The sequence below is a fragment of the Rhizobium sp. OAE497 genome, from assembly GCF_040546565.1.
Taxonomy (GTDB): Bacteria; Pseudomonadota; Alphaproteobacteria; order Rhizobiales; family Rhizobiaceae; genus Rhizobium.
Genome location: NZ_JBEPOA010000001.1, coordinates 3,716,231 through 3,742,130, shown reverse-complemented (window position 1 = coordinate 3,742,130; position 25,900 = coordinate 3,716,231). Strand labels below are relative to the sequence as shown.

General features: G+C 61.1%; 23 protein-coding genes and 2 riboswitches. Of the genes, 13 read left to right on the top strand and 10 right to left on the bottom strand.

The genetic code is table 11. The features are described 5' to 3' along the window. Position 1 precedes the first annotated feature (1 nt). Positions 2-574, bottom strand: coding sequence for a polyhydroxyalkanoate synthesis repressor PhaR (gene phaR, locus ABIE40_RS18695; RefSeq protein WP_112718235.1), 573 nt, complete (start codon positions 572-574; stop codon positions 2-4). A gap of 240 nt (positions 575-814) precedes the next feature. Here phaR and ABIE40_RS18690 point away from each other — a divergent pair, with 240 nt between their 5' ends. Together ABIE40_RS18690 and ABIE40_RS18685 are read left to right on the top strand one after the other, a co-directional pair. After that, positions 815-1,996, top strand: a complete 1,182-nt coding sequence (locus ABIE40_RS18690) for an acetyl-CoA C-acetyltransferase (protein WP_130283106.1) — start codon at positions 815-817, stop codon at positions 1,994-1,996. A 62-nt stretch (positions 1,997-2,058) separates the two neighbouring features. Further along, positions 2,059-2,784, top strand: a complete 726-nt coding sequence (locus tag ABIE40_RS18685; protein ID WP_112718239.1) for a beta-ketoacyl-ACP reductase — start codon at positions 2,059-2,061, stop codon at positions 2,782-2,784. Between the two features lie 203 nt (positions 2,785-2,987). Here ABIE40_RS18685 and ABIE40_RS18680 read toward each other — a convergent pair whose 3' ends face one another. The 3 genes from ABIE40_RS18680 to ABIE40_RS18670 all read right to left on the bottom strand — a co-directional run bounded on the left by ABIE40_RS18680 (position 2,988) and on the right by ABIE40_RS18670 (position 3,770). After that, entirely contained in the window at positions 2,988-3,131 is a 144-nt protein-coding gene (locus ABIE40_RS18680) for a hypothetical protein (protein WP_199627951.1), read from the bottom strand. A gap of 167 nt (positions 3,132-3,298) precedes the next feature. Continuing rightward, positions 3,299-3,586, bottom strand: coding sequence for a YMGG-like glycine zipper-containing protein (locus ABIE40_RS18675; protein WP_130283108.1), 288 nt, complete (start codon positions 3,584-3,586; stop codon positions 3,299-3,301). A gap of 28 nt (positions 3,587-3,614) precedes the next feature. Further along, on the bottom strand, positions 3,615-3,770 hold the full coding sequence (locus ABIE40_RS18670) for a DUF3309 family protein (protein WP_112718243.1): 156 nt from the start codon (positions 3,768-3,770) through the stop codon (positions 3,615-3,617). A 732-nt stretch (positions 3,771-4,502) separates the two neighbouring features. Here ABIE40_RS18670 and ABIE40_RS18665 point away from each other — a divergent pair. From ABIE40_RS18665 to ABIE40_RS18645, 5 genes are all read left to right on the top strand, one after another. After that, entirely contained in the window at positions 4,503-7,586 is a 3,084-nt protein-coding gene (locus ABIE40_RS18665) for a helicase-related protein (protein WP_199627950.1), read from the top strand. Positions 7,587-7,589: 3 nt separating this feature from the next. Further along, positions 7,590-7,994: an RNA-binding S4 domain-containing protein gene (locus tag ABIE40_RS18660; RefSeq protein ID WP_112718249.1), complete on the top strand. Its 405-nt coding sequence runs from the start codon at positions 7,590-7,592 to the stop codon at positions 7,992-7,994. Positions 7,995-8,187: 193 nt separating this feature from the next. Then, positions 8,188-8,526: a ferredoxin FdxA gene (gene fdxA, locus ABIE40_RS18655; protein WP_112718251.1), complete on the top strand. Its 339-nt coding sequence runs from the start codon at positions 8,188-8,190 to the stop codon at positions 8,524-8,526. 397 nt (positions 8,527-8,923) lie between these two features. Further along, entirely contained in the window at positions 8,924-9,496 is a 573-nt protein-coding gene (locus ABIE40_RS18650; protein WP_199627949.1) for a CarD family transcriptional regulator, read from the top strand. Between the two features lie 374 nt (positions 9,497-9,870). Continuing rightward, positions 9,871-10,734, top strand: coding sequence for an RNA polymerase factor sigma-32 (locus tag ABIE40_RS18645; RefSeq protein ID WP_112718255.1), 864 nt, complete (start codon positions 9,871-9,873; stop codon positions 10,732-10,734). A gap of 50 nt (positions 10,735-10,784) precedes the next feature. On the opposite strand, the gene ABIE40_RS18640 is transcribed toward ABIE40_RS18645, so the two are convergent. From ABIE40_RS18640 to ABIE40_RS18620, 5 genes are all read right to left on the bottom strand, one after another. Continuing rightward, positions 10,785-12,329 (bottom strand): M48 family metalloprotease, encoded by a 1,545-nt coding sequence (locus ABIE40_RS18640; RefSeq protein ID WP_112718257.1) that lies wholly within the window; start codon positions 12,327-12,329, stop codon positions 10,785-10,787. Between the two features lie 252 nt (positions 12,330-12,581). After that, entirely contained in the window at positions 12,582-13,292 is a 711-nt protein-coding gene (locus ABIE40_RS18635) for a thiamine ABC transporter ATP-binding protein (protein ID WP_199627946.1), read from the bottom strand. Beyond that, a complete protein-coding gene (thiP, locus tag ABIE40_RS18630) occupies positions 13,279-14,916 on the bottom strand; it encodes a thiamine/thiamine pyrophosphate ABC transporter permease ThiP (RefSeq protein ID WP_199628067.1) in 1,638 nt (545 codons plus the stop codon). Before thiP ends, ABIE40_RS18635 begins: the two co-directional genes overlap by 14 nt. Then, a complete protein-coding gene (gene thiB, locus ABIE40_RS18625) occupies positions 14,916-15,938 on the bottom strand; it encodes a thiamine ABC transporter substrate binding subunit (protein ID WP_199627945.1) in 1,023 nt (340 codons plus the stop codon). The genes thiP and thiB overlap by 1 nt, the downstream gene beginning before the upstream one ends. 52 nt (positions 15,939-15,990) lie before the next feature. Continuing rightward, positions 15,991-16,103, bottom strand: a riboswitch (TPP riboswitch). A gap of 56 nt (positions 16,104-16,159) precedes the next feature. Then, positions 16,160-17,695, bottom strand: a complete 1,536-nt coding sequence (locus ABIE40_RS18620; protein ID WP_199627943.1) for an MDR family MFS transporter — start codon at positions 17,693-17,695, stop codon at positions 16,160-16,162. Positions 17,696-17,810: 115 nt separating this feature from the next. Between ABIE40_RS18620 and ABIE40_RS18615 the strand changes: the two genes are divergently transcribed. The 4 genes from ABIE40_RS18615 to ABIE40_RS18600 all read left to right on the top strand — a co-directional run bounded on the left by ABIE40_RS18615 (position 17,811) and on the right by ABIE40_RS18600 (position 21,588). After that, entirely contained in the window at positions 17,811-18,338 is a 528-nt protein-coding gene (locus ABIE40_RS18615; protein ID WP_199627942.1) for a MarR family winged helix-turn-helix transcriptional regulator, read from the top strand. Positions 18,339-18,380: 42 nt separating this feature from the next. Further along, positions 18,381-19,037, top strand: a complete 657-nt coding sequence (locus ABIE40_RS18610; protein WP_354541052.1) for a thiamine diphosphokinase — start codon at positions 18,381-18,383, stop codon at positions 19,035-19,037. 3 nt (positions 19,038-19,040) lie between these two features. Then, entirely contained in the window at positions 19,041-20,864 is a 1,824-nt protein-coding gene (locus tag ABIE40_RS18605; RefSeq protein ID WP_199627940.1) for an ABC-F family ATP-binding cassette domain-containing protein, read from the top strand. 100 nt (positions 20,865-20,964) lie between these two features. Next, positions 20,965-21,588, top strand: a complete 624-nt coding sequence (locus ABIE40_RS18600; RefSeq protein WP_199627939.1) for a hypothetical protein — start codon at positions 20,965-20,967, stop codon at positions 21,586-21,588. 6 nt (positions 21,589-21,594) lie between these two features. On the opposite strand, the gene ABIE40_RS18595 is transcribed toward ABIE40_RS18600, so the two are convergent. Continuing rightward, positions 21,595-23,430 (bottom strand): ABC transporter ATP-binding protein/permease, encoded by a 1,836-nt coding sequence (locus tag ABIE40_RS18595; RefSeq protein ID WP_199627938.1) that lies wholly within the window; start codon positions 23,428-23,430, stop codon positions 21,595-21,597. Positions 23,431-23,579: 149 nt separating this feature from the next. Further along, positions 23,580-23,657: riboswitch (SAM riboswitch) on the top strand. A 61-nt stretch (positions 23,658-23,718) separates the two neighbouring features. Between ABIE40_RS18595 and metA the strand changes: the two genes are divergently transcribed. Together metA and ABIE40_RS18585 are read left to right on the top strand one after the other, a co-directional pair. Next, positions 23,719-24,642: a homoserine O-acetyltransferase MetA gene (gene metA, locus ABIE40_RS18590; RefSeq protein WP_112718273.1), complete on the top strand. Its 924-nt coding sequence runs from the start codon at positions 23,719-23,721 to the stop codon at positions 24,640-24,642. A 138-nt stretch (positions 24,643-24,780) separates the two neighbouring features. Next, the gene (locus tag ABIE40_RS18585; RefSeq protein ID WP_199627937.1) at positions 24,781-25,803 is read left to right on the top strand and encodes an aldose epimerase family protein; all 1,023 of its coding nucleotides are present in this window, start codon (positions 24,781-24,783) and stop codon (positions 25,801-25,803) included. Positions 25,804-25,900: the final 97 nt, after the last annotated feature.

The window sequence follows — 25,900 nt, the reverse complement described above, 5'->3', positions numbered from 1 at the left end:
CTCAAAGATTGTCGAGCTTGTTCTGAAGCGCGCGCAGCTGTTCCTTCAGCTCATCGATATCCTTGGCTTCGGCCTTCTTCGTCTCCTTGGCGGGAGGCGTCATGAAGGGCGAGAACATCTGCATCGCCTGCTGGAACATCTCGGTGTTGCGGCGAACCTGATCCTCGACCATCTGCATCGGAAGCTGCAGGTTCTTGCCGAGCGGCGTTTCGCCGAAGGCGCGTGTCACCTGCTCGCGCATCTGCGACTGCTGCTCGGTGAAGGCCTTCATCGAGTGCTCAAGAAAGCTCGGAACGACCATCTGCATCTGGTCGCCGTAGTAGGTGATCAGCTGGCGAAGGAAGGAAATCGGCAGCAGCGTGTTGCCGGTCTTCGATTCCTGCTCGAAAATAATCTGGGTCAATACTGAGTGGGTGATGTCATCGCCGGTCTTGGCATCCTGGACCGTGAAGTCCTCGCCCTTCTTCACCATCTCTGCCAGGTCTTCCAGCGTCACATAGGTGCTGGTGCCCGTATTGTAGAGTCGGCGGTTGGCGTATTTCTTGATGACTATCTGACCCTCATTCTTCGCCATATCAGTCTCCTGAACCCCGTCTGATTATGTGGAATTTCCTCCAATATCGAATGTAGACGCAAAAGAACGCCGGTGACAATCTCTTTGTGCGATGCGGCAACCCCTTTTATTAGCGGCATAATTCCGCTCTTCGTAAGTGCGGCCTAAAATTGCTCTGTGACAGTCTTGCCGTTTGACTCGGGCTAAAAGCTTTGCCAGTTTCGCCTTATATAGAGTGGTGAAAAAGCGAGGAGGCTTCCCATGAGCAACACATCCATCGTCATCGCCAGCGCGGCCCGTACAGCGGTCGGCTCGTTTAACGGCGCATTCGCCACTGTCCCCGCGCATGAGCTCGGAGCGACTGCGATCAAGGGCGCGCTGGAGCGCGCCGGCGTCGATGGCGCCGAAGTCGACGAGGTCATTCTTGGTCAGGTGCTGCAGGCAGGCGAAGGGCAGAACCCGGCGCGCCAGGCAGCCATGAAGGCAGGTGTTCCCAAGGAAGCGACGGCCTGGGCCGTCAACCAGCTCTGCGGCTCCGGTCTGCGCGCCGTGGCGCTCGGCATGCAGCAGATCGCGCTTGGCGATGCCAAGATCATCGTGGCCGGCGGTCAGGAATCGATGTCCATGGCGCCGCATGCCGCGCATCTGCGCGGTGGCACGAAGATGGGCGACATGAAGATGATCGACACGATGATCAAGGACGGCCTGACCGACGCTTTCTACGGCTACCACATGGGTATCACCGCCGAAAATATCGCTCGTCAGTGGCAGCTTTCGCGTGACGACCAGGACCAGTTTGCCGTGTCCTCGCAGAACAAGGCCGAAGCAGCGCAGAAGGCCGGCCGCTTCAAGGATGAGATCGTGCCCTTCACCATTCAGGGCCGTAAGGGCGATACGATCGTCGATGCCGACGAATATATTCGCCACGGCGCGACGATGGAGGCGATGGGCAAGCTGCGCCCGGCTTTCGACAAGGACGGTTCGGTAACCGCAGGCAATGCCTCGGGTCTTAACGATGGTGCCGCCGCTGCCGTGCTGATGAGCGAAGCGGAGGCTTCGCGCCGCGGCATCCAGCCGCTCGTGCGCATCGTTTCCTGGGCAACGGCCGGCGTCGACCCGCAGGTCATGGGCACAGGCCCGATCCCGGCATCGCGCAAGGCGCTGGAGAAAGCCGGCTGGTCGGTCGGCGATCTCGATCTCGTCGAGGCCAACGAGGCCTTCGCCGCGCAGGCCTGCGCCGTCAACAAGGATCTCGGCTGGGATCCGGCGATCGTCAATGTCAATGGCGGCGCAATCGCCATCGGTCATCCGATCGGCGCGTCCGGCGCTCGCGTTCTCAACACGCTGGTTTTCGAAATGAAGCGCCGCGGCGCCAAGAAAGGTCTGGCAACACTCTGCATCGGCGGCGGCATGGGCGTCGCGATGTGCCTCGAAGCACTTTAAATAGCATGCGATCCATGCCTTGATGGCTTGCGATTGAAAGCGAAAACAAAGGGGAGCGAAACATGAGCAGAGTGGCTTTGGTCACCGGTGGCACGCGTGGCATCGGTGCAGCGATTTCGATGGCGCTCAAGAACGCCGGCTACAAGGTGGCGGCGAACTATGCCGGTAACGACGAGAAGGCACAGGCCTTCCATGGCGTGACAGGCGTTCCCGTTTTCAAGTGGGATGTTTCCGACTACGTTGCCTGCGGCGAAGGCATTGCCAAGGTGGAGGCGGAGCTCGGCCCGGTCGAGGTTCTCGTCAACAATGCGGGCATTACCCGCGACGCGATGTTTCACAAGATGACCCCGCAGCAGTGGCACGAGGTCATCAACACCAATCTCACCGGCCTCTTCAACATGACACATCATGTCTGGGGCGGCATGCGCGACCGCAGTTTCGGCCGCGTCGTCAACATTTCCTCGATCAACGGCCAGAAGGGCCAGATGGGGCAGGCGAATTATTCGGCCGCCAAGGCTGGCGATCTCGGCTTCACCAAGGCGCTGGCTCAGGAAGGTGCTGCGAAGAACATCACCGTCAACGCCATTTGCCCCGGTTACATCGGCACGGAAATGGTGCTCGCAGTGCCGGAGAAGGTTCTGAACGAGCGGATCATTCCGCAGATCCCGGTGGGCCGCCTTGGCGAGCCCGAAGAGATCGCGCGCTGCGTGGTGTTCCTGGCATCTGATGATGCGGGCTTCATCACCGGCTCGACCCTGACCGCGAATGGCGGCCAGTTCTTCGTCTGACGGCTAGCTGCCGCTGCGGTGATGGCCGTGACTGCCGTAGTGTTCGGAAAGTTGCCGGCGTCATAGGGATTGGCGCTGGCGCTGAAGGTTGCGACGGCAACGATTGCCGCAGCGATGACGATAATCTTGCGCATGGATAAATCTCCATTGTTCCCGGCCTCATTGGGCTGGGGTGTGAGGTCTTGCGAGTTGTTGAACTGGGATCAGCGGGACGGCGGGTGACGCTTCGCCTTGACCGGGACTTTCTGCATGGCAGCGCCACGATCACGGATGGCGGCGAGCGCTGTTGCCAAAGAGAGTGCTGCGATCAGGGTGGCGGCAGCGGAAGACAGAATGAGCTGAGCCATCGGACATTCCTTTCTGGCCGGAAAGAAGCCGGCTTGTTGATCGGGATGTGGGGAGTGTCTTGGCGGTTCGCCAGATCGGCTTTGGGAACCAAGCGTCAACGCGGCGTTGACGAGGAGCACAAATAAAAACGGGCGCCGAAGCGCCCGTTCATCACGCGATCACTGCATTAGCAACGTACATCGCGTCTTTGGCCATTCACGATGATGTAGCAACCGTAACGGTCGCGGTAGACCCGGTGATTGTAGCGGCCATTGCGCTGATCGACAGAGTTGCCGACTGCAGCGCCGACCAGGCCGCCTGCAACGGCGCCGACGGCGGCGCCGCCCCAGCTGTTGGAAACCGCACCGCCAATAAGGGCGCCAGAGCCAGCGCCGATGGCGGTGCCCTGCTCAGTTGCCGTGCACGATGCGAGCGCACCTACGAGTGCTGCAACGAGAACAACTTTCTTCATCATGACTTACAACTCCCCAGTTACATGGCCTTTAGATGCGGCCCATCAGGACAAGGATAATGATAATAACGAGAACTAGCCCTAAACCGCCAGAAGGTCCATAGCCCCAGCCGCGGCTATAACCCCAATTCGGCAGTGCGCCGATCAAAAGCAGAATAAGGATAATGAGAAGTATCGTGCTAAGCATGTTTTCCGGTCCTTCAACTCACGCCGAGTTTCGAATGGACAATAAACACGCGTCCCGGGTTTTTGTTCCCGGCTAAACTTATTTATGTACGTGAACGGATTTCGCCTTATTTACGATTGCGGACTTTATATTGGGCGAAAAGATAAAAACGCGGAAGCTAGGAAAAAGTTCCGTCCCTCGTTCTGTTTTTTAACAGGCGGTAAAATTGCGCCGGAAAACGTTAATGCGATCGGCCGCAACGAAAAAAGATCCACGCGAGGCCTTCCGCATATAGTCGCTTGCTGCACCCGGCATCAACATCTAGCGGCGAACAAAGCGCGAAACTTCGGAGGTCGGTGATTCGTCTGTGATTCGTTCCGGCTTTGGCCCGAAGGTTAATTTTCGCGGATTTTGCAAATTTCTTTGTCGGGCAATTGACAGGCGATTCTCGGCTAATGGGCCGTGGGCTTGGCTCAACGTGCCCTCTGAGCCGCCGGATTCAGCATCTAGTGGGAAAAACTGATTCAAAACCAATACTTAGCCGTGAACAAAAGCTGAATCAGCGGGAGTCAGCGATTCGTCGCCGATTCGTTCTCAAGCTGTTCCGAATCTAAAAACAGAGGCTTAGCGGCGGTCCTTGAATCAAAATAGCAGCGCATATCGGCGGCCCGGCTCTTGCGTTTGCTGGCCCGCCTGTCCATGTGTTGTCTGCCGACTTGACCCTGAGGCTCCCCCGCCTCACTTGCATGGACCATGACACAGAATTCGCAGCCCATGATCCTGAGCGGACGCGGCGTTACCGCGGTGCTCGGACCGACCAATACAGGCAAGACGCATTATGCCATCGAGCGCATGGTCGCGCACGGTACCGGTGTGATCGGTCTGCCGCTGCGCCTTCTGGCGCGCGAGGTCTATACGCGGCTGGTCGAAAAGGTCGGTGCGCATAACGTTGCGCTGGTGACCGGCGAAGAGAAGATCTCGCCGCCGAATGCCCGCTTCTCCGTCTGCACCGTCGAGGCGATGCCGCGGGAAACCAAGGCCGCCTTCGTGGCGATCGACGAAGTGCAGCTCGCCGGCGATCTCGAACGCGGGCATATCTTTACCGACCGCATTCTGCATCTGCGCGGCCGCGACGAAACCCTGCTTCTCGGCGCCGGGACGATGCGTCCGATCCTGCAGCAGCTGCTGCCGGGGATCACCGTCGTGGAGCGGCCGCGCCTGTCGCAACTCCTCTACGCCGGCCAGAAGAAGATTACCCGGCTGCCGCAGCGCTCGGCCATCGTCGCCTTCTCGGCTGACGAGGTTTATGCGATCGCCGAACTGATCCGCCGTCAGCGCGGTGGTGCTGCAGTCGTTCTCGGGGCGCTCAGCCCGCGCACCCGCAATGCCCAGGTGGCGCTCTATCAGGCGGGCGACGTTGAATATCTGGTGGCGACCGATGCGATTGGCATGGGTCTGAACCTCGATGTCGATCATGTCGCCTTTGCGCAGGACCGGAAATTCGACGGCTACCAGTTCCGCAATCTCAATCCGGCCGAGCTCGGCCAGATCGCCGGTCGCGCCGGCCGCCATGTCCGGGATGGCACCTTCGGGGTCACCGGTCAGGTCGCGCCGTTTGACGATGAGCTGGTGCAGAGGATCGAGTCGCACGAGTTCGACAGCGTCAAGGTTCTGCAGTGGCGGACCAAGGAACTGGATTTCGGATCGATACAATCGCTACGGGCAAGTCTCGAAAAGCCGCCGAGCGTCCAGGGTCTGACACGGGCGCTGCCGGCTGTCGATCAGCAGGCGTTGGAGCATCTTTCACGATATCCGGAAATTATTGACCTTGCGACAAAGCCCGAAAGGGTTGAAAAGCTCTGGGAGGCTTGTGCGCTGCCCGATTACCGGCGCATTGCACCGGCCCAGCATGCCGATCTGATCTCGACGCTCTTTTCCGATCTTGTGCGCTATGGCACGGTTAACGAGGATTTCCTCGCGGAGCAGGTGCACCGTGCGGACCGCACGGACGGTGAAATCGACACGCTTTCGGCGCGAATCGCGCAGATAAGAACCTGGACCTATGTGTCGAACCGGCCCGGCTGGCTTGCCGATCCGACACACTGGCAGGAAAAGACGCGGGAAATCGAAGATCGATTGTCCGATGCGTTACATGAAAGGTTGACGAAACGCTTTGTTGATCGCAGGACATCTGTGCTCATGAAGCGCCTGAGAGAGAATGCGATGCTGGAAGCTGAAATCAGTGTGAATGGTGATGTCTTTGTGGAGGGGCATCATGTGGGTCAGTTGAGCGGATTCCGCTTTACGCCCGTCGGTGGGACGGATGGACCGGACGCCAAGGCCGTACAGGCTGCTTCACAGAAGGCGCTTGCTCTGGAATTCGAAGCGCGCGCAGCGCGCATGCATGCCGCTGGCAATGGCGATCTGGCGATCAGCGCCGATGGCCTGATCCGCTGGCTCGGCGATCCCGTTGCCCGGCTGTCCGGCAGCGACCATGTGATGCGTCCGCGGGTGATCCTGCTTGCCGACGAGCAGCTGACCGGCAATGCGCGCGATCACGTCGCCGCCCGCGTCGAGCGCTTCGTCAATCATCACATCAGCACGGTTTTGAAGCCGCTCGATGATCTGTCGCGCGCCGAAGACCTGCAGGGTCTTGCCAAGGGTCTGGCGTTCCAGCTCGTCGAGAATCTCGGTGTTCTGTTCCGCCGCGACGTTGCCGACGACGTCAAGTCGCTGGATCAGGATGGCCGTGCCTCGATGCGCCGCTATGGCGTGCGTTTCGGCGCCTACCACATTTTCGTCCCGGCACTCTTGAAGCCGGCTCCGGCCGAGCTCATCACGCTGCTCTGGGCGCTCAAGAACGACGGCCTCGACAAGCCGGGTTACGGCGACCTCATTCCGGTGCTTGCCGCCGGACGCACGTCTGTCGTCACCGATCCGAGCTTCGAGCGCACCTTCTACAAGCTTGCCGGTTTCCGGTTCCTCGGAAAGCGCGCCGTCCGTATCGACATCCTCGAGCGGCTTGCCGACATCATCCGTCCACTGCTGCAGTGGAAGCCGGGTCAGGCAAACCGTCCCGAAGGCGCTTATGACGGCCGCCGTTTCACGACGACGACTGCGATGCTGTCGATCCTTGGTGCGACGCTTGAAGACATGGAAGAGATCCTCAAGGGTCTCGGCTATCGCGCCGACGCCGTGAAGGCTGAGGAAGCGGCCGCTCATCTGGCTGTGCAGGACGCTTCGGCGGCACCTGCTGCAGCCGCCGAGCCGGCAGCAGAAGATGCGTCCGAGAAGGCCGATCACGACGACGCCGACCAGACTGACGAAGCAACGGCTGAAACGCCGGCTGCCGAAGCAGAACCGGTCGCGGTTGAGGTCGCTGCCGAGGCTGCTCCGGCCGCCGCAGACGGCGAACCCACCGAGCCGAAGCCGGTTCTCCTGTGGCGCCTTGGCGGCCGCAACGACAACCAGCGCCAGGCCCGCAATCATGGCGGCGAACGCCGTGGCGGTGGCAATAACGAGCGTCCGCAGGGCAACCGCCGTCATGGCGCTGGCGAAGGCGGCGAGAACCGTGAAGGCCGCGACAACCGCGACGGCAACCGCCAGCAGCGTGGCCGCGACGGCGGTAAGCCGCATCAGGGCCGTGGCGACCGCAACGACCAGCGTGGCGATCGTCAGGACCGTGGTGACCGCAAGGATCGCAACGACCGTAACAACAACCGCGGCGGCGCCCAGCCGCTGCGCTTCGAGGCCAAGCCGCCGCGCAAGGAAAAGCCGATCGATCCGGATTCACCTTTCGCAAAGCTCGCTGCCTTGAAGGAGCAGATGAAGAAGTAACCGATGGGCGGGGAGACACAGCCAGCAAGCGGTTCGCGTCAGCGTCTCGATAAATGGCTGTTCTTCACGCGCATGGTGAAATCCCGCTCCCTGGCGCAAAGCCATATCCAATCGGGACACGTTCGCATCAATGGCGAACGTGTTTCCCAGCCCAGCCAGACCGTGAAAATCGGCGACCGTATCGAGCTGCAGCTCGAGCGGCGTGACGTGGTCTTGGTGGTCAAGCAGCCTGGCGAGCGGCGTGGCCCGTTTGAGGAAGCGAAGCTGCTTTACGAAGACCTGACGCCGCCTGCGGATGAGACCAAACGCCTCACCCCTTACGAGCAGGCGATCCGCGCAGCGGGCGCAGGGCGGCCCACGAAGAAAGAGCGCCGTGCAATCGACAAGCTCCAGTCGGGCGAGGATTAGAAAACTCTATCCAAACCGGCCGCTTTTGAAGATCGATTATCCTTGAAATCGGCCTGTAAAGCCGGTACGTCACATCAACTCGCCGGATAGCGTTCTAGCCTCCCAAGCCAGTACACGCTGCCCCTCCGGCTCAGGGAAAGACGCGACGTTCCAGGTTGGTCTGCCCCGCTCGCGTGAAATCCTGGAGTTCTTCATGACCTATGTCGTGACCGACAATTGCATTCGCTGCAAATATACCGACTGCGTGGAAGTCTGCCCGGTCGATTGCTTCTATGAGGGCGAGAATTTCCTCGTCATCCACCCTGATGAATGCATCGATTGCGGCGTTTGCGAGCCGGAATGTCCTGCCGAGGCGATCAAGCCGGATACTGAGCCGGGTCTCGACAAGTGGCTCAAGATCAACGCTGAATATGCCAGCATCTGGCCCAACATTACCGTCAAGAAGGACTCGATGCCCGAGGCCAAGGAGATGGATGGCGAGACCGGCAAATTCGAGAAGTACTTCTCCGAAAAGCCCGGCTCAGGCGACTGAGGCCAAGCTGCTGAAATCCGCTTGAAATCGGGTTCAGATGGCGCTTAAACGTTTCAAGTGATGCTTCTCTAATATGTGAGCCATGTGTTGCCCGCATGACTCACACGCACCAAATTATTGATTTCCTCATATTTTTGTGATAGGTTCTGAACACTGACCCATTTGAGGCACGAAGCGTGCCCAAAACCATCACGAAAGCAAATAAAATCCGTACGCGGTTCCCGTGACATATCAACATCTTGAGCTGTCCGATCGTTGATCGCGCGCATGAATTTCTTTTGCTTCTGTCTGGTGGGACCAGAGTGAAGTCACCCGACGGTAATCAACCGTCTCATCCGGGCCTGACTGACCCGGCTCCGGCCGCCGCCGGAAGCGTAACAGGGAGTTTTTGATTAGAATGACGACCCAGCAGAAAAAACCTTCAGCAGCTCGCCACGGCTTCAAGACCGGTGAATCGATTGTCTACCCCGCTCATGGGGTCGGTATCATCAGCGCTATCGAAGAGCAAGAAGTTGCCGGCATGAAGCTTGAACTTTTCGTAATCGATTTCGAAAAGGACAAGATGCGCCTGAAGGTTCCGGTCGCAAAAGCGATGAGCATCGGCATGCGCAAGCTGTCGGAGACCGATTTCGTTGAGCGCGCGCTCAAGGTTGTCCAGGGCAAGGCACGCGTCAAGCGCACCATGTGGTCGCGCCGTGCGCAGGAATACGATGCCAAGATCAATTCGGGCGACCTGATTTCGATCGCGGAAGTCGTACGCGACCTCTACCGCGCCGAAAACCAGCCGGAGCAGTCCTATTCCGAGCGTCAGCTCTATGAAGCTGCCCTCGACCGCATGGCCCGCGAAATCGCCGCCGTCAACAAGATGTCGGAAACCGAAGCCGTCCGCCTCGTCGAGACCAACCTGAACAAGGGTCCGAAGCGCGGCAAGGCCATCGAAGAAGACGACTCTCAGGACGAAGCCGCATAATAGCGCTTTGTTTTTCCTTGCAAAAAACCCGGCCTTCGAGCCGGGTTTTTTATTGGAACTTTTTCCGCGCTGACGCGTTTAAACCTCGTAAGTGCGGACAAAAGCCAGGTGAACCCACCGATCGTCCGCTGTTGTAAACGTTCGATGAGGAGTGGGTCATGACTTCCACATATTGCCAGAGCGGCAACATGAAGAAACAGATCCTGCTTTACCGTCTGACCGGTACTTGATGAAGAGATAGGGCCTCGTCCTGAAAAGTCCAGGAGCGGGGCCTTTTGCATTCGAGAGCTGAATTTGATCCGGACGGCGACGTTCCGGAAACGAACCTTCATTGTTTTTGTTTTGGGCGCGAGGCCTGATTTTAGGAGACCGATATGAAGAACATGTCTGCAGACCGGCGCATGATCAAAATAGCGATGGCGGCTCCCTATCTCGCCCGCGAGGAAGAACATGAACTGGCGATCCGCTGGAAGGACAATGAAGACCGCGGCGCGCGCAACCAGATCGCCATGGCCCATATGCGCCTCGTCATCTCGATGGCCGGCAAGTTCCGCAATTTCGGTCTGCCGATGAGCGATCTCGTGCAGGAGGGCTATGTCGGCCTCCTGGAAGCCGCTGCCCGTTTCGAGCCGGAGCGTGAAGTTCGTTTCTCCACTTATGCCAGCTGGTGGATCCGTGCGTCGATCCAGGATTATATCCTGCGCAACTGGTCGATCGTCCGCGGCGGTACGAGTTCCGCGCAGAAAGCGCTTTTCTTCAATCTTCGCCGCCTTCGCGCCAAGCTTGCCCGCGGCGATACGCAGCTGACCCTGCAATCCATTCATCAGGAAATCGCCGCAGCCCTCGGCGTCAGCCTTGCCGACGTCCAGACGATGGATGCGCGGCTTTCCAGCAACGATGCGTCGCTGCAGGCGCCGTCTGTCTCCGGCGACGCTGACAGTGCCGAGAAGATGGATTTCCTCGTCAGCGACGATCCTCTGCCGGATGAGCAGGTCTCCAACATGATTGATGGCGAGCGTCGCCGCGTGTGGCTCGCCTCTGCGCTGACGCATCTCAACGAGCGCGAGATGAAGATCATCAGCGCCCGCCGCCTCGCTGAGGATGGAGCGACGCTCGAAGAGCTCGGCGCCGATCTCGGAATTTCCAAGGAGCGCGTACGCCAGATCGAAAGCCGGGCGATGGAGAAGCTCCGCAGCGCGCTCGTGAGCGCCGACCCGCACATGGCCGCCTACGCCTGAACGTTCTTACTCCCAGCAGCACAGACTGGCCCGGTTCATCCGGGCCTTTTTTATTCGGCGATGATTTTGACGCGATCGCCGGGGGCGACGGTGGCGCCTGTCGGCAGCGCATTGATGAGCTTGAAGAGATCGAGCTTGCGATCGGTGCCCATCATGCGGGCGGCAAGCGTCGTGATGTTGTCGCCCGGGCGGACGGTGACGACGCGGATGCGCAGCGGCTTCAGCGACGACATCTCATCCGGGGTCATGCGGCGGAAGCTGGCGCGCAGGACATCCGCGGTCTGCTGCAGGGCCGTGCTGCCCTTCGGAACAGCGGTCAGGAACCGGAAGATCTGCTGATTGTTGCGGATGACCGTGACGTCGAAATCCCAGCGGTCGGCACTGGCGCGTGCGGTTGCCGCTTCCATGCCGTTGATCGTCGTCGCCTGGATCGTCGACGGATCGAGGCCGGTGACCCAGCCGCTCGAGATATAGTTGGTTAGGCTCTGGTTGTTGCTGTCGGCCACGCCATCGAAACGGATGGCGATATCGCCGGGGCCGGTCGCCATGACGGCTTCGACCTTGTTGTCGATGGTGAAATCGGGCGGTACGTCGAAGCGGATGCCGAGACCGCCATGCAGGAAGGTCTGGCCACGCACATAGCCCTCTTCCGGGCTGTCGCCGTAGAGAAGGCCGTCGATGCCGTCGAGATAATAGTCACGGCCCTTGTCGCCGACCTTGCCTTCCTGACCGAAGGCGCGGGCGTGGTCGCGGGCCAGCTCGATACGCTGCGCGGAATTCGGGTGGCTGGACAGGAAGTCCAGGCTCTGGTCGGCATCCGGATCGGCCGACATGAAGCGGCTGTATGCGGCCATGCTGTCGAGGAAGCGGCCAGCAGCATAGGGGTCGTAACCGGCTTCGCCGAGCATACGCACGCCGATGACGTCCGCCTGCAGCTCCTGCTGGCGGGAGAAGGCGGCGAGGCGCAGCTTGCCGCGGGCGAGCGCCTGCTTGCCGGCGATATCGCTGGAGAGAACTTCGGCCACAACGCGGCTGGCGATGACTTCGGCTTCTTCGCGCTTCTGGCGCTCGATGCCGTGATTGGCCGTCACATGGCCCATCTCGTGCGAGAGCACGGCGGCAACCTCGGAGGCGTCGTTGGCAAGCGCCAGCAGGCCGCGCGTCACGTAGAGATAGCCGCCCGGCAGCGCGAAGGCGTTGATCGCCGGCGAATTCAGGATGGTGATGCGGTAGGACTGGCTCGGATTTTCCGAGACGGCCGTCAGCGCGCCGGCAATGCGGGCAACGAGGCGTTCGGTCTTAGCGTCCTTGTATTCACCGCCATAGCTCGCGACGATGCGCGGGTGCTCGCGGGCGCCCATCGCGGCGCGCGGATCGTTCTTCTGCACTTCGTCGACGATCTGCGGATTGGACGAGGGCGAGACGGTCGGCTGGTAGGATTGCTCGATGATCGACTGGCAGCTGTTGAGAGCGACTGCGGCAGCAGTCAGCAGCAGCGCATGCCGTCCCCGGTGGCGCAAAGCGGAAAGCATAGTCCTGGAGGGCGCGGGTCTCGTCCACGTCTTCATGCTGTCCAGTCTGGCTCTCCGAGTCATCTTGCTTTTCAGCCGGTTCGCCGCTTTATCGATCCGGCCACTTCCAACGGGGTTCAACAGGCGCCCATCCTGGCTCTCGCAGTGCACAACGGATGGATACAGGTCATTGCTGTAGCTGATTTCCGCATCGATTGCATAGCGAGACTCTGCTTAATTGTGGCGCCGTTGTAATTTAGCAAGCTTGGCGTGGTTAAGGAGTTCTTTCGCTCGGATGAAATTGTGGCGAAAGTGCCATCGCGCCCTGCAGATTCGTCAACCGCGCAGAAATTGCCGCAATGCGGGCATATCTTTTCGCGCGAGATATTCATCGATCGGCGCGGCAAGCGCGATCGCGCTATGGTCGATGAAGACCCCATAGCTGGCGATGCGGCGGACTTCGTCCGGGTCATGCGAGACGACGATCACGGTGCTGCCGGTCTTACGCTGCATCGTCGTGAGAAGCTCTGCCATACCGCTGCGCAAACCGGGATCGAGGGCGGCAAAGGGCTCATCCAGAAGCAGGATCGGCCGATTGCGGACGAGGGCGCGGGCGAAGGCGGCGCGTTGACGTTCGCCGCCTGACAGTGTCGCCGGAAGCCGCTTCTCGAAACCTGCAAGTCCGACCTGCGCCAGCGCCGCGGAGATGCGGCTGCGGTCCGCCTGCGTGAGCTTTAGGGCCGGATTGATGCCCAGCCCGATATTGGTGAAGATATCGAGATGGGCGAAGAGATTGTTGTCCTGGAAGACGAGCGAGAGTGGCCGCTCCGACGGATGGACGCCGGTGACGTCCCTGCCATCAAGCAACACCTGGCCACTCTCCGGTGTCTCGAAGCCTGCCAGCAGATTGAGGAAGGTCGATTTTCCGGCGCCCGAGGGGCCGGTCACGGCGATGATCTGGCCGCCGGGGAGTGCGCAGTCGAAGTGAAAAGCATGGGCGCCAAGTGTCAGGCGGACGTTCTGCATGGCAATATCAGCGGCCGTCATCGGCACCATGTCCTCGCACCTGGCCGGATGTTCCGGCAATTGTCAGCAACAGGCATATCACGCCGAGGATTAGCGCAAAGCCATCGGCATCATTGGTCCTGTAGCTTCCCATGCGGCTATAGACTAGCCACGGCAGGGTGATGAAGCCATCGGACCCAAAAAGAGCAACGGCGCCGAGATCACCGAGCGACAGCGCCATGGCGAAAGACAGGGCGGTGAGGAACGGTTTCCGCAGCCCCGGCCAATCGATAAGCCGCAGCCGCGCGATGCCGGCGATCCCGAGGCTCGCCGATAGCCGCGCAGTACGGCGCTGATGGACGAGATAGGCCGGCTCGAGCACGCGCATGACGAAGGGCAGCGCCATCAGCATGTTGATCAAGACGACGAGGGCAGGCGCGAAAATTTCTGCATCTCCGAACGGTCGCAGGGTCATGAACCATCCTGTGGCAAGCACGACCGGCGGGGCCAATAGCACCATCGAAGATGCGCCGCCCATCGTGGTGAAGAAGGCGCGGTTGCCACGGCCGGACTGCTTGCTGGTGGCTATGGTCTGGCGGGCGCGGATCAGGGCTGCCGATACCAGCAGCGCCAGTGTGGCGGCGGAGATGGATATACCAAAGCTCATCGCCGCGGCCTGCCAGAAGACGGGCTCGCCGAGCAGCTTCGGCAGGTCAGCTTTCAGGCCGGCGACGACGACCGAGAGCAGCGGTGACAGGAGAAAGGCTGTGACGGCGATCAACAGCAGGCTATCCGATAGCTTGGCTGTGGGCTTCCTGCCGTCGAAGCGCATTGCCCGGTGGCCTGCCGTCAACCCCTCGTCGGGGCTTGCGGGCAGGAGCGACATGGCGGCGAGGACGAGGCCGGTCAGCGCGATCTGCAGCAAGGAAAGTGCGACGGCGCGGCCGGGATCGAAATCGAAGCGAAGCGACTGGTAGATCGCGACCTCGACCGTCGTTGCCGCAGGACCGCCGCCGAGGGTCAGCACCAGCGTGAAGCTCGTGGCGCAGAGCATGAAGATCAGTCCGGCGACGCCGGGGATCAGGCCGCGGATGGCCGGCCATTCGATGAAACGGAAGATGGCGCGCGGACGCATGCCGAGATTGCCCGCCATCAGCCAGTATTCAGAGGGCAGCCGTTCAAGACCGGCAAGCATCAGCCGGCAGGCCAGCGGCAGGTTGAAGAAGACGTGGGCAAGCAGGATGCCGGTTAGGCCATAGATGCTGACGGGTTCGGCGAGGCCGAGTTTCGTCAGCGCGCTGTTGAGCAGGCCCTGCCTGCCCCAGATGCCGATCAGGCCGAGCGCGCCGATCAGGACGGGCAGTCCCATCGGCACCGCCATCAGCCGGATGATCCAGATGCGGCCGGGAAATTGCGGCTGGCGGGCGAGCGACCGCGCGACAGGGATCGCCAGGAAAACCGATAGCAGCGTGGAGAGGACGGCCTGCAGCAGCGTGAAGCGCAGGACGCGGAGGATATAGGGATCGGAAATGATCCCGGCAAAGGCAGCGCCCCCGCCGGAGGCGGCAAGCGAAACGGCAGCGATACCGATGAAAAGCAGGATGGCGGCGAGCGCAATTGCGCCGCCCGCCAATGCATTTCGCCGTTCCGCCGCCGTCTGCAGCATCAGTTCATGCTCATCGCCGCGAGCCACTCGTCGATCCAGGCCTTGCGGTTCTTGGCGACGTCATCCGGCGACATCAGGAAAGTCTTGGAGGGATTGACGAGCTTGCCGAAAGCATCCGGCAGGGGCGTGGAGGTCGCCGAGACCGGCATCATCCAGTTGTTGGTTGGGATCGTGTCCTGGAAGCCCGGGGTGACCATGAATTTCAGGAAGTCGCGGGCAAGATCCTTATCTGGCGCGTTCTTCAGCAGTCCGGCGACTTCGATCTGGATGTAGTGTCCCTCAGCGAAGGCGGCGGCCTGATAGCGGTCGGTGTTTTCAGCGACCATGTGGTAGGCGGGGGACGTCGTATAGGAGAGCACCATCGGCGCCTCGCCCTTGGTGAACAGGCCATAGGCTTCCGACCAGCCGGGCGTTACCGTCAGGATGCGGTTCTTGAGCTTAGCCCAGGCTTCCGGCGCCTTGTCGCCGTAAACGGACTTCACCCAAAGCAGCAGGCCGAGGCCCGGCGTAGACGTGCGCGGATCCTCGATGACGATCTTCTGCGACGGGTCGCCGTCGACCAGTTCCTGCATGCTTTTCGGCGGGTTCTTTATCGTATGCGTGTCGTAGATGATGGCGAAGTGGCCGTAGTCATAGGGAACGAAGACATCGTCCTTGAAATCGCCGGGCACCTTCAAGGCGCTGGTATCGACGCCGCTGGCGTCAAACAGGCCCGTATCCTTGGCTTCGGTGATCAGGTTGGTGTCGATGCCGAGCACGACGTCGGCCTTCGTCGAGGCCCCCTCGAGCTTGACACGCGAGAGAAGGGCGACGCCATCGGCGACGCTGACGAAGTTGACGGTGCAGGCGCAGGTCTTCTCGAAGGCTTCCTTGACCTTGGGGCCAGGACCCCATTCGGAGGTAAAGCTTTCGTAGGTATAGACCGTCAGCGTCTTGTCTGCGGCCTGAGCGGGAGCGATGGCCGAGGTAACGGCGAGAAGCGCCGTAGCGAAAAGTGCGATCAATGGTTTGCGGCCGGGCATGGCGCGCCTCCTCCTATACAAGTTGTTTCACGGGAAAAGGGCGGTGCCTGGTGTCACGCGCGCATCTAATCCCTCCGCCGGTGTTAACCGGATCAGGTTCCGCGGGTTGGCTTGAAGCCTCTCAGCCAGCTGTCCTTGGGGACACGGGCACCCCGTTAGAGCGTTCGCAGATGTATAGCGGTGACGGCTTTATGACAAGGGCGAAGCTCGCCCTCGTCAGGTCACTCGGCTGCTTCAGCTGCAGCCGCAGACGTCTTCGCTTCGCCGTGGCGCGGCAGCTGTACCGGCTTGAGCAAAAGCGCTGCGATCAGGCCGATCAGGGCGAAGGCGCAGGACGTCATGAAGAGCGGCGTGAAGGCCGCCGAATAGGCATCGGCCACCGCCTGTCGGCTGGCTTCCGGCAATGCCGCCATCATCTTCGGCGTCAGCTGTTCGATATCGGCGACACCGGGGATGGAGACGCCGACCTTGGCGAGTTGCGAGCCGATGATCGCGCCATAGATGGAGATGGCAATCGAGGCGCCACCCATGCGCGACAGCGTCACCGAACCGGTGGCAGCGCCGACGTCACGGGCCGGAGCCGCGTTTTGAACGCCGATGATCGGAACCTGCTGTGCGAGGCCGATGCCGATGCCGTGCAGGGCCATCAGCAGGCCGATAACTGGTAGGGGCGTTCCAGCGTGAACCTGCGTCAGCAACGCGAAAGCGATGGCGCTGCAGGAGAGGCTGGCGATGGCGAAGGGCTTGTAGCGGCCGGTGCGCGAGATGGTGCGGCCGGCAAACAACGAACCGCAGACAAGACCGCCGGTCAGCATGATGAAGAGCAGGCCGGCATGCGAGGGCGAGAGGCCGGTTGTCGTCTGCAGGAACAGCGCGAAATAGTTGGCCATGCCGATGGCGATGCCGCCGCCGGTGATCGACATGATCAAGAGCAGCGGGAAAGTCGGATTGCGGAACAGCGACAGCGGCACGATCGGTTCGGCGGCGCGGCGCTCGACGAAGACCCAGGCGATGGCGCAGACAACGCCTGCTGCGATGATGCCGAGGCTCTGCGGCGCAAGGATCGAGCCAAAGAGTTCGCTGCCATCGGCCATCAGCACGATGCTGGTGGTCGTCATCGCCAAGAGCAGGGCACCGGCATAATCGATCTTAGGGCGGCGGTGCGGCTTGCGGTAGGGCAGCATCAGCGCCAGGCCGATAAGCACGACGAAACCGATGGGGACATTGACAAGAAAGATCGAGCGCCAGCCGAACAGATCGCTCATCATGCCGCCAAGAACGGGGCCGATGGCGCTGGAGGCCATCAGCACGAGGCTGGAATAGCTCTGGTAGCGGGCGCGCTCGCGCGGCTCGAAAAGGTCGGCATTGACGGCGAAGATCGACACCATGATGCCGCCGCCGCCGAGGCCCTGCAGTACTCGGGCGGCAATCAGCGTGTTCATCGAGACGGCCAGGCCGCAGACCGCTGAGCCGACGGTGAAGATCGCGATCGCCGCCATCATCACATATTTGCGGCCGAAGAGGTCGCCGAGCTTGCCGTAGACGGGCATCACGGCGCTGAGCGACAGGAGATAGGCCGAGCCGATCCAGCCGAAGCGCTCGAGGTGGCCGAATTCGCCGACGATCGTCGGCAGCGCCGTCGAGACAATCTGATTGTCCAGCGTTGCCATGAACATCGCGGTCATCAGAAACAGGAAGAGAATAAGCCTGCGGCGGGGATCCGTCACGAGCGGCTGGGAGGCAAGCTGCATATCCATGAAGACAGTTCCGATCTTGATCACCAATTTATGTGACAAAAGCATATAAATGTCAATGACACTTGAATGACGCAGGCATGTTTCCTTCCCGAAAGCCTTCTGTTATGCTTGCCGCATGAACGAGAAACCCGCCCGAATTCACGAGCTCGATCCCCTGTCGCTGGAAAGCGAAAGCGTCTTGAGCATCGGCCAGAGCATGACCCGCATGAAGCTCATGACGGGCCGCAGGCTGATCGGGCGTCTTGCGATCCTGAGCGTTGCGCCGGATCTCGAACTGTCGCATCTCGATGTGCTCGATGCCGTACGCCGCGCGCAGCCGGCGGAGGAAGTGACGGTCGGGACGATCGCGGAGATGCTGCGCATCGATCCGTCACGCGCCAGCCGCGTGGTTGCCGACATGGTCAGCCGCAACATTCTTCGCCGCGCGGCATCGCAGGCCGATGCGCGCCGGATCGTCGTGGTGATGACGCCGATCGGCCAGCGGCTGCTTGCCGAAATCCGTGCGCAGAAGATGGCGCTGATCGGCGAAATCCTCGACGGATGGAGCGAAAAGGACGTCGATGCTTTCGCCGCGCTCTATGAGCGCTTCATCGACGGCTATGAAAAAGCCTTCGAACGGCGCGACAAGGGTACGCCCGGCTGAACCCTGCCCCTTTCCCTCGACCCCTGCTTTGCGCTATGGGCAATGCCCATGACGGAAACCACCTTCACCATCCTGCTTGGCGGCGAGCTCACGCCGACGGAACGGCTGCGCAGCGCCGTTGCCGGTAGCCGCTTCATCGCGGCCGATGGCGGCATGCGGCATGCGGCCGAGCTCGGCGTCGTGCCGGAGCTCTGGGTGGGCGATTTCGATTCCACGGCGCCTGATCTCGAAGGCGCCTTTCCCGATGTGCCGAAGCAGCCCTACCCGGCCGCCAAAGCCTCGACGGATGGCGAGATCGCCGTGTCCGAAGCCATTGCGCGTGGGGCAAAGCGCTTGATCCTAGCCGGTGCCCTGGCGGGCGAGCGCTCCGACCATGCGCTTCAGCATCTGCTTTACGCCGTCAGCCTGGCAGAAGAGGGTTTCGACCTGCTGCTCACCTCCGGGGTGGAGGAAGCGATTCCGCTTCTTGCCGGAACGATCGAGCTTGATCTGCCGAAGAACAGCCTGTTTTCCGTCCCCGGGTTCAGCGAGCTGCGTGGGCTCTTCATCGAGAACGCCCGCTATCCGCTCTCGGATTTCCATTTGCCCTTCGGCTCATCGCGTACCATTTCCAATGTGGCGGAAGGCAAGGTTCGTTTCACGCTTGGCAGCGGCCGGGCGATCGTCCTTGCCCGCCCTTATGATCTTTCCGGAGTCTGATTCTTGGCGCCTCCTATTCTCAAACTGGACGACATCTTTCTGAGCTTCGGCGGCACGCCGTTGCTGGCGGGCGCAAGCCTGCAGGTGGAGCCCGGCGACAAGATTTGCCTCGTCGGCCGCAATGGTTCCGGCAAGTCGACACTGCTGAAGATCGCCGCCGGCATTGCCGAGGCGCAGTCCGGCGAGGTGTTCCGCCATCCGTCGTCGACTGTGCGTTATCTGGAACAGGCGCCGGATTTCGCCGGCTTCTCGACCGTGCAGGCCTATGCCGAAGCCGGGCTCGGGCCGGGCGACGATCCCTATCGCGTCACCTATCTGCTGTCGCATCTCGGCCTGACCGGCGAGGAAGACCCGAAGAACCTTTCGGGCGGCGAAGCCCGCCGCGCGGCGCTTGCCCGCGTCATGGCGCCAGAGCCGGATATCCTGCTGCTCGACGAACCGACCAACCATCTCGACTTGCCCACCATCGAATGGCTGGAAGGCGAGCTTCAGAAGACGCGGAGCGCCCTGGTTCTGATCTCGCACGACCGCCGGTTCCTGGAGAAGGTCTCGACGGCGACCGTCTGGCTCGACCGCGGAACATCGCGGCGGCTCGACCGCGGCTTCGGTCATTTCGAAGCCTGGCGCGATCAGGTTCTCGAGGCGGAAGAACTGGAGCAGCACAAGCTCGGCAAGGCGATCGAGCGCGAAGAGCACTGGCTGCGCTACGGCGTCACCGCGCGCCGCAAGCGCAACATGCGCCGCCTCCGCGAGTTGCAGACGATGCGCTCGCAATATCGCGGCCACAAGGGTCCGCAGGGGACTGTGCAGGCCACGGTTTCGGATGCACAGGAATCCGGCAAGCTTGTCATCGAAGCCGAGAAGATCATGAAGACTTACGGCGACCGGCCGATCGTCGCGCCGTTCTCGATCCGCGTTCATCGCGGCGACTGCATCGGTCTCGTCGGTCCGAACGGGGCTGGCAAGACGACGCTTCTGAAGATGCTGACTGGGCAGCTGGCGCCGGACGCTGGCACGGTGAAGCTCGGAACCAATCTCGAGATCGCAACGCTGGACCAGAAGCGCGAGGATCTCAATCCCGAGGACACGCTTGCCAATTACCTGACCGATGGCCGTGGCGAGAACCTGCTCGTGAATGGCGAGCAGCGGCATGTCACGGGCTACATGAAGGAATTCCTGTTCCAGCCGGAGCAGGCGCGTACGCCGATCAAGAATCTCTCCGGCGGCGAACGTGCGCGTCTTATGCTGGCGCGGATTCTATCGCGGCCGACGAACCTCTTGATCCTCGACGAACCGACCAACGACCTGGATATCGAAACGCTCGACCTGTTGCAGGAAATCGTTGCCGGCTTTCCGGGCACGGTCATTCTCGTCAGCCACGATCGTGATTTCCTGGACCGCACCGTGACGTCAACGATCGCGCCTGCCGTTCCGGATGCGCCCGATGGCCGCTGGATCGAATATGCCGGTGGCTATTCCGACATGATGGCGCAGCGCAAAGGGGCGCTGGAGGAGCGGCGTAAGGCGGAGAAGGCTGCCGAGAAGGCAAAGGCGGAGGCTTCGCCTGCTGCCGAGGCGCCGAAGGGCAAAGGCAAGCTCTCCTTCAAGCAGAAATTCGCGCTCGACAATCTGCCGAAGGAAATGGCGAAGGCTGAAGCCGAGATCGCCAAGCGCGAGGAGAAAATGGCAGACCCGAACCTCTTCACCAAGGATCCGGCGACCTTCAACAGGCTCGCCGCAGAGATGGAAAAGCTGCGCGACAGTCTGACCAAGATGGAAGAGGAATGGCTCGAGCTCGAAATGCTGAGGGAAGAGCTCGAAGGCTGAGTTTCACGTTTCCTTGATTCGCCGGTGTCCCGGTGCGGCTCTACATTCCGCTCCGGCAGCCGGGGATATGCCTGCTATCGTGGCGACAAGGAATAGTCATATGTCTCGCAAGCTTTCTTCCGCATTTCTGACGGCGCTCGCCGCCGCAGCCATCACCTTTTCAGCCGTTCAGTCCAGCCGGGCCGACGATACGCAGCGCGTTCGCATCCGCGGGATCGTCGAGAGCCTCAATGGCGACGTGCTGACGATCAAGACCCGCGACGGCAGCGATCAGTCGATCGCCATGCAATCGGGCTTCAAGATCGGCGGTATCCAGCGGGCATCCGTCGATGACATCAAGCCGGGCGATTTCGTCGGCGTTGGCTCGATGCCGAAGGGCAGCGGCCCCAATGATGCACTGCAGGTGATGATCTTCCCGGCCTCGATGAAGGGCACCGGCGAGGGCAATCGCCCCTGGGATGCCAAGCCGAATACAGAGATGACCAATGCGACGGTCAGCACCTCCGTCAAGGCGGTCAACGGCAAGACGATCACGCTCACCTATCAGGGCAAGGAAAAGACGATCGCCATTCCCGATGGCACGCAGATCGTCACCATCGCGTCGGCTACCAAGGATGATCTGAAGCCGGGTGCTGCCGTCATCGTCACGGCCGAGAAGGCCGCCGATGGCAGCGTTTCGTCCAAGCAGGTTTCCGTCGGCCTCAGCGGCGTCCAGCCGATGTGATGACTGCTAGAGCACCGGAGCCGCCGCCGGGCGGCCGGTGCCGGCTTTCGGCGGTGCGGGTTCTTCGGTCTTCGAAGCGATCGCTTCGAGGTGCAGCACCCGCGGCTTCAGCACTTCCATATAGGTCTCGGAGCGGCCGATATAGATCATCGCCGTATCAGGCAGCGCCGTCAGCAGGTTGGTGAGCGTCGTCTGCCACTCCGGTTCGAGACCTTCGAGCACTTCGTCAAAGACCACCCAGCGCGGCCGCACGAGCAGAAGCCGGGCAAAGCCGATGGCCTTCTGCTCGTCGGAATCCAGCACCTTGTCCCAGCGCGCACGCGTATCGAGACGGCCGATGAGCTGACGCAGCCCGGCCTTCTCCATCGCAGCTTCGATATCTTCGTTCTTGTAGGAACCGGCAGGTTCGGGGAAGCAGAGCGCCTCGCGCAGCGTGCCGCCGGGGATATAGGCAACCTGCGGGATGAACAGCATGTCGTCGGATGGCGGCAGGCCCATCGTGCCGCTGCCGCAGGGCCACAGACCGGCCATTGCCTGGAACAGCAGCTTGCGATTGACGTTGTGATCGCCGTTGATCATCACCTTCTCGCCGGCCTTCAGCGTGACGTCAGGCTCGTGCACACGGAAGCCGCCGCACTGGTCGACTTCCTCGCCGAGCTTTGCGGCGATCGTCACGTTCTTCATCACAAGCCGGTCGGCCGCTGTGTCCTCGTAGGCGATGACATTCTTCGGGTTCATCGCGTCATCCATGTGCTGAAGCGCATGGCGGAAATCGGTGACGCGGTTCAGCGTTGCGCGCCATTCGGCGATCGGGCCGAAATTGGCGACATACCAGCGCAGCGCCGTATTGACCTGGTTGAAGGCGCCGACCGACATCATCAGCTCACCGAAGGTCAGGCCGCCGGAGAAATAGGCAGGGGCAGCGACGATGATCGGGATAACGATGACGAGCCAGCCATAGCCGGCAGAGACCCAGGTGAGATTGGTATTCGCCATCGTCAGCCGCTTCAGGACGGCGAGAACGGTGCTGATATCGATATTGATGCGCTGGCGCTCGTTTTCCTCGCCCTTGGCAACGGTGATCGCCGGCATGTTCTCGTTGGCATGCATCAGCGAGAAACGTAGCTCGGCTTCCTTCGAGAAGCGCTCGGCATTGATCGGCACCAGCTTGCGGCCGACGATCTGGCTGAGGATCGATGCCGAGGCGGCATAGAAGACCGCCGCCCAGACCATGTAGCCGGGGATGGCGAAGGAATAGGTGCTGAAGTGGAAGACGAAGCCGCTCGACAGTTCCCAGAGAACGCCGATGAAGCTGACGAGCAGAATGGTGGATTGGATGAGCCCGAGAACGAGGCCGGTGGTACTTTCCGCCAGGTTGCGGGCGTCTTCATGCAGGCGCTGGTCGGGATTGACGCCGATCAGGCCGCTCGAGGCCAGCCGAAGGGCTCGCTTGCGCTTCAGCCATTGATCGACGAGATCGCGTGTCAGGCCCTCGCGCATGTAGAGCGCGGTCATCTGGTTCAGCCATGCCTGGCCGACATTGAGCAGCAGGAGAGAACCGGCGATCAGGCCGAAGACCTGCAGCTGGTGGAAGAATTCGGTGACATCGCGCCGCTGCAGCGAATCGTAGAAGGGTGCGTTCCAGCGGTTCAGGACCACCTGGCCATAGGCCGTCGCCAGGATGACGGCGAGCAGAATTGCCGCGAGCGACAGGATTTTGCCGCGCACTTTGGAGGCCCAGAAAGCCTGAAACATCAATTTAAGGCGGTAGCCGAGGCTCAGGTCATATCCGACCCGGTCTCGCCGCTGACCGCCAGCCGCGCCTTTGGCGTCGTCCGTCATCACGCATTCCCGTACAGCATCGCCCCTGATTAACATGGTAGCGCGCACTGTCCATCAACAGATTCTACCAGTCATTAATGCGTGAGTTACCTTGCGCCAAGGCGCCGCATGCGAATCCTCATTGATTCGCGCCGCTGTCAGCGCTATCTAGAAGACCTCGTGGTGATTTGGCCGGCCGGCTTGCAGCCACGTTAAATAAGTCGCTAAAGGGCCGCGTGCGGACCGGTAGCGATTCTTTCGTTGCCGGTTTTTTATTTGCCGGTTGTTCTGTTCGATCGAGTGAATGCGATGCCCATCAAGATTCCTGACACGCTCCCCGCTTTCGAAACCCTCGTTCAGGAGGGGGTTCGGGTGATGACCGAAACGATGGCTATCCGCCAGGATATCCGTCCGCTGCAGATCGGGCTTCTCAATCTCATGCCGAACAAGATCAAGACCGAGGTGCAGATGGCGCGCCTCGTCGGCGCCTCGCCGCTGCAGGTCGAGTTCTCGCTGGTGCGCATCGGCAATCACAAGGCCAAGAACACCTCCGAAGACCATCTGCTCGCCTTCTACCAGACCTGGGAAGAAGTGAAGCACCGCAAGTTCGACGGTTTCATCATCACCGGCGCGCCGATCGAGCTGATGCCCTATGAAGACGTCACCTATTGGAAGGAGATGCAGGACATCTTCGAATGGACGCGCACCAACGTGCATTCGACGATGAATGTCTGCTGGGGAGCGATGGCGGCCATCTACCATTTCCATGGGGTGCCGAAGCATGAGCTCGGCGAAAAGGCCTTCGGCGTCTACCGCCACAAGAACCTGAAACCCTCTTCCGTCTACCTCAACGGTTTCTCCGACAATTTCGAAATCCCGGTCTCCCGCTGGACCGAGGTTCGCCGTGCCGATATCGAAAAGGCATCTGGTCTGGAAATCCTGATGGAATCGAACGAGATGGGCGTCTGCCTCGTTCAGGAAGAAGCGGCCAAGCGGCTCTATATCTTCAATCACGTCGAATATGACTCGACGTCACTGTCGGACGAGTATTTCCGCGACGTGAATGCCGGCGTGCCGATCAAGATGCCGCATAACTATTTCCCGCATAACGATCCGGCCCTTCCGCCGCAGAACCGCTGGCGCAGCCACGCGCATCTGCTCTTCGGCAACTGGATCAATGAAATCTACCAGACGACGCCCTACGAGCTCAGCGAGATCGGAACGAAAATCTGAGGGCTTATCAATCTGTTGACGTTGCGCCGCTGGCCTTGATGCCGCGGCGCTTCTTTTTTGCCTTTGGCAGTTGCGGTTCGCGGAAAATGGGGGCAGGTTCGCTGCCGGAAAGCGAACAGATTTCAGGACGATGGATAGATGGCTGAACAGCTGAAGCGGGAAGTTTTCGGAACGACGAAGAATGGCGAGACCGTCTATCGCGTCGAGATCAAGGGCGGCGGTCTGACGGCCAAGATCATGACCTGGGGCGCGGTCATCCAGGATCTGCGGCTCGACGGCCATGAGGCGCCGCTGCTGCTCGGCTTCGACAATTTCGCCGACTATCCGGCCTATTCCTCCTATTTCGGCGCGACGCCCGGCCGCTGCGCCAATCGCATCGGCGGCGGCAAATTTACGCTCGACGGCAAGGCCTACCAGCTGGAGCTCAACGAGAAGGGTATCTCGCATCTGCATGGCGGCAGCGACAATATCGCCAAGCGCAACTGGACAATCGTCGAGCATGATGTCGATCGCGTCGTGCTGAAGATCGTCGATCCCGATGGCCGCGCCGGCTATCCGGGCAATTGCACGATCCAGGCGACCTACCGGGTCCATGGCAACGGCGAGTTCTCGATCGTCTATGAATCGACATCGGATCAGCCGACGCTCGCCAATGTCTGCCAGCACGCCTATTTCAATCTCGATGGCCGTGACGATGCACTCGGCCACGACATCATGATCGCCGCCGACCATTATCTGCCGACCGACGAGCGGCAGATCCCGACCGGCGAGCTGCGCCCGGTCGACGGCACCACCTTCGATTTCCGCGAAATGACCTCGATGAAGCGTTTCGAGGGCTCCGAGCAGGCGCTCTACGACCATAATTTCTGCCTGTCGAAGGACCGTGTCGCCAAGCGCTCGGTCGTCCTGGCGCGCAGCGTCAATTCCGGCGTGTCGCTGGAAGTACGCACGACCGAGCCCGGCGTGCAGTTCTATGCCGGCTTCAAGCTCAATGTCGCGGTGCCGGGTCTCGATGGCCGCAAGTATGGCCCGTTTGCCGGTTTCTGCCTGGAAACGCAGGTCTGGCCCGATGCGATCAATCACGAGGGCTTCCCCAATGCCGTGCTGCGGCCGGGTGAGGTGCTGCGTCAGGAAACGGACTACATTTTCAGCAAGAGCTAAGCCGCTTCACCATCGCCGTTTTCGAAACCCTCGTGACCCCGTCACGAGGGTTTTGTGTTTTTGGCGTAGATTCATCTTGAAGAGTGGTTCTAGATAG

What these genes read in the sequence shown, in the direction of transcription:
- phaR (WP_112718235.1), bottom strand. Translation starts at nt 574, where the DNA reads ATGGCGAAGAATGAGGGTCAGATAGTCATCAAGAAATACGCCAACCGC.
- ABIE40_RS18690 (WP_130283106.1), top strand. Translation starts at nt 815, where the DNA reads ATGAGCAACACATCCATCGTCATCGCCAGCGCGGCCCGTACAGCGGTC.
- ABIE40_RS18685 (WP_112718239.1), top strand. Translation starts at nt 2,059, where the DNA reads ATGAGCAGAGTGGCTTTGGTCACCGGTGGCACGCGTGGCATCGGTGCA.
- ABIE40_RS18680 (WP_199627951.1), bottom strand. Translation starts at nt 3,131, where the DNA reads ATGGCTCAGCTCATTCTGTCTTCCGCTGCCGCCACCCTGATCGCAGCA.
- ABIE40_RS18675 (WP_130283108.1), bottom strand. Translation starts at nt 3,586, where the DNA reads ATGATGAAGAAAGTTGTTCTCGTTGCAGCACTCGTAGGTGCGCTCGCA.
- ABIE40_RS18670 (WP_112718243.1), bottom strand. Translation starts at nt 3,770, where the DNA reads ATGCTTAGCACGATACTTCTCATTATCCTTATTCTGCTTTTGATCGGC.
- ABIE40_RS18665 (WP_199627950.1), top strand. Translation starts at nt 4,503, where the DNA reads ATGACACAGAATTCGCAGCCCATGATCCTGAGCGGACGCGGCGTTACC.
- ABIE40_RS18660 (WP_112718249.1), top strand. Translation starts at nt 7,590, where the DNA reads ATGGGCGGGGAGACACAGCCAGCAAGCGGTTCGCGTCAGCGTCTCGAT.
- fdxA (WP_112718251.1), top strand. Translation starts at nt 8,188, where the DNA reads ATGACCTATGTCGTGACCGACAATTGCATTCGCTGCAAATATACCGAC.
- ABIE40_RS18650 (WP_199627949.1), top strand. Translation starts at nt 8,924, where the DNA reads ATGACGACCCAGCAGAAAAAACCTTCAGCAGCTCGCCACGGCTTCAAG.
- ABIE40_RS18645 (WP_112718255.1), top strand. Translation starts at nt 9,871, where the DNA reads ATGAAGAACATGTCTGCAGACCGGCGCATGATCAAAATAGCGATGGCG.
- ABIE40_RS18640 (WP_112718257.1), bottom strand. Translation starts at nt 12,329, where the DNA reads ATGACTCGGAGAGCCAGACTGGACAGCATGAAGACGTGGACGAGACCC.
- ABIE40_RS18635 (WP_199627946.1), bottom strand. Translation starts at nt 13,292, where the DNA reads ATGACGGCCGCTGATATTGCCATGCAGAACGTCCGCCTGACACTTGGC.
- thiP (WP_199628067.1), bottom strand. Translation starts at nt 14,916, where the DNA reads ATGCTGCAGACGGCGGCGGAACGGCGAAATGCATTGGCGGGCGGCGCA.
- thiB (WP_199627945.1), bottom strand. Translation starts at nt 15,938, where the DNA reads ATGCCCGGCCGCAAACCATTGATCGCACTTTTCGCTACGGCGCTTCTC.
- ABIE40_RS18620 (WP_199627943.1), bottom strand. Translation starts at nt 17,695, where the DNA reads ATGGATATGCAGCTTGCCTCCCAGCCGCTCGTGACGGATCCCCGCCGC.
- ABIE40_RS18615 (WP_199627942.1), top strand. Translation starts at nt 17,811, where the DNA reads ATGAACGAGAAACCCGCCCGAATTCACGAGCTCGATCCCCTGTCGCTG.
- ABIE40_RS18610 (WP_354541052.1), top strand. Translation starts at nt 18,381, where the DNA reads ATGCCCATGACGGAAACCACCTTCACCATCCTGCTTGGCGGCGAGCTC.
- ABIE40_RS18600 (WP_199627939.1), top strand. Translation starts at nt 20,965, where the DNA reads ATGTCTCGCAAGCTTTCTTCCGCATTTCTGACGGCGCTCGCCGCCGCA.
- ABIE40_RS18595 (WP_199627938.1), bottom strand. Translation starts at nt 23,430, where the DNA reads ATGACGGACGACGCCAAAGGCGCGGCTGGCGGTCAGCGGCGAGACCGG.
- metA (WP_112718273.1), top strand. Translation starts at nt 23,719, where the DNA reads ATGCCCATCAAGATTCCTGACACGCTCCCCGCTTTCGAAACCCTCGTT.
- ABIE40_RS18585 (WP_199627937.1), top strand. Translation starts at nt 24,781, where the DNA reads ATGGCTGAACAGCTGAAGCGGGAAGTTTTCGGAACGACGAAGAATGGC.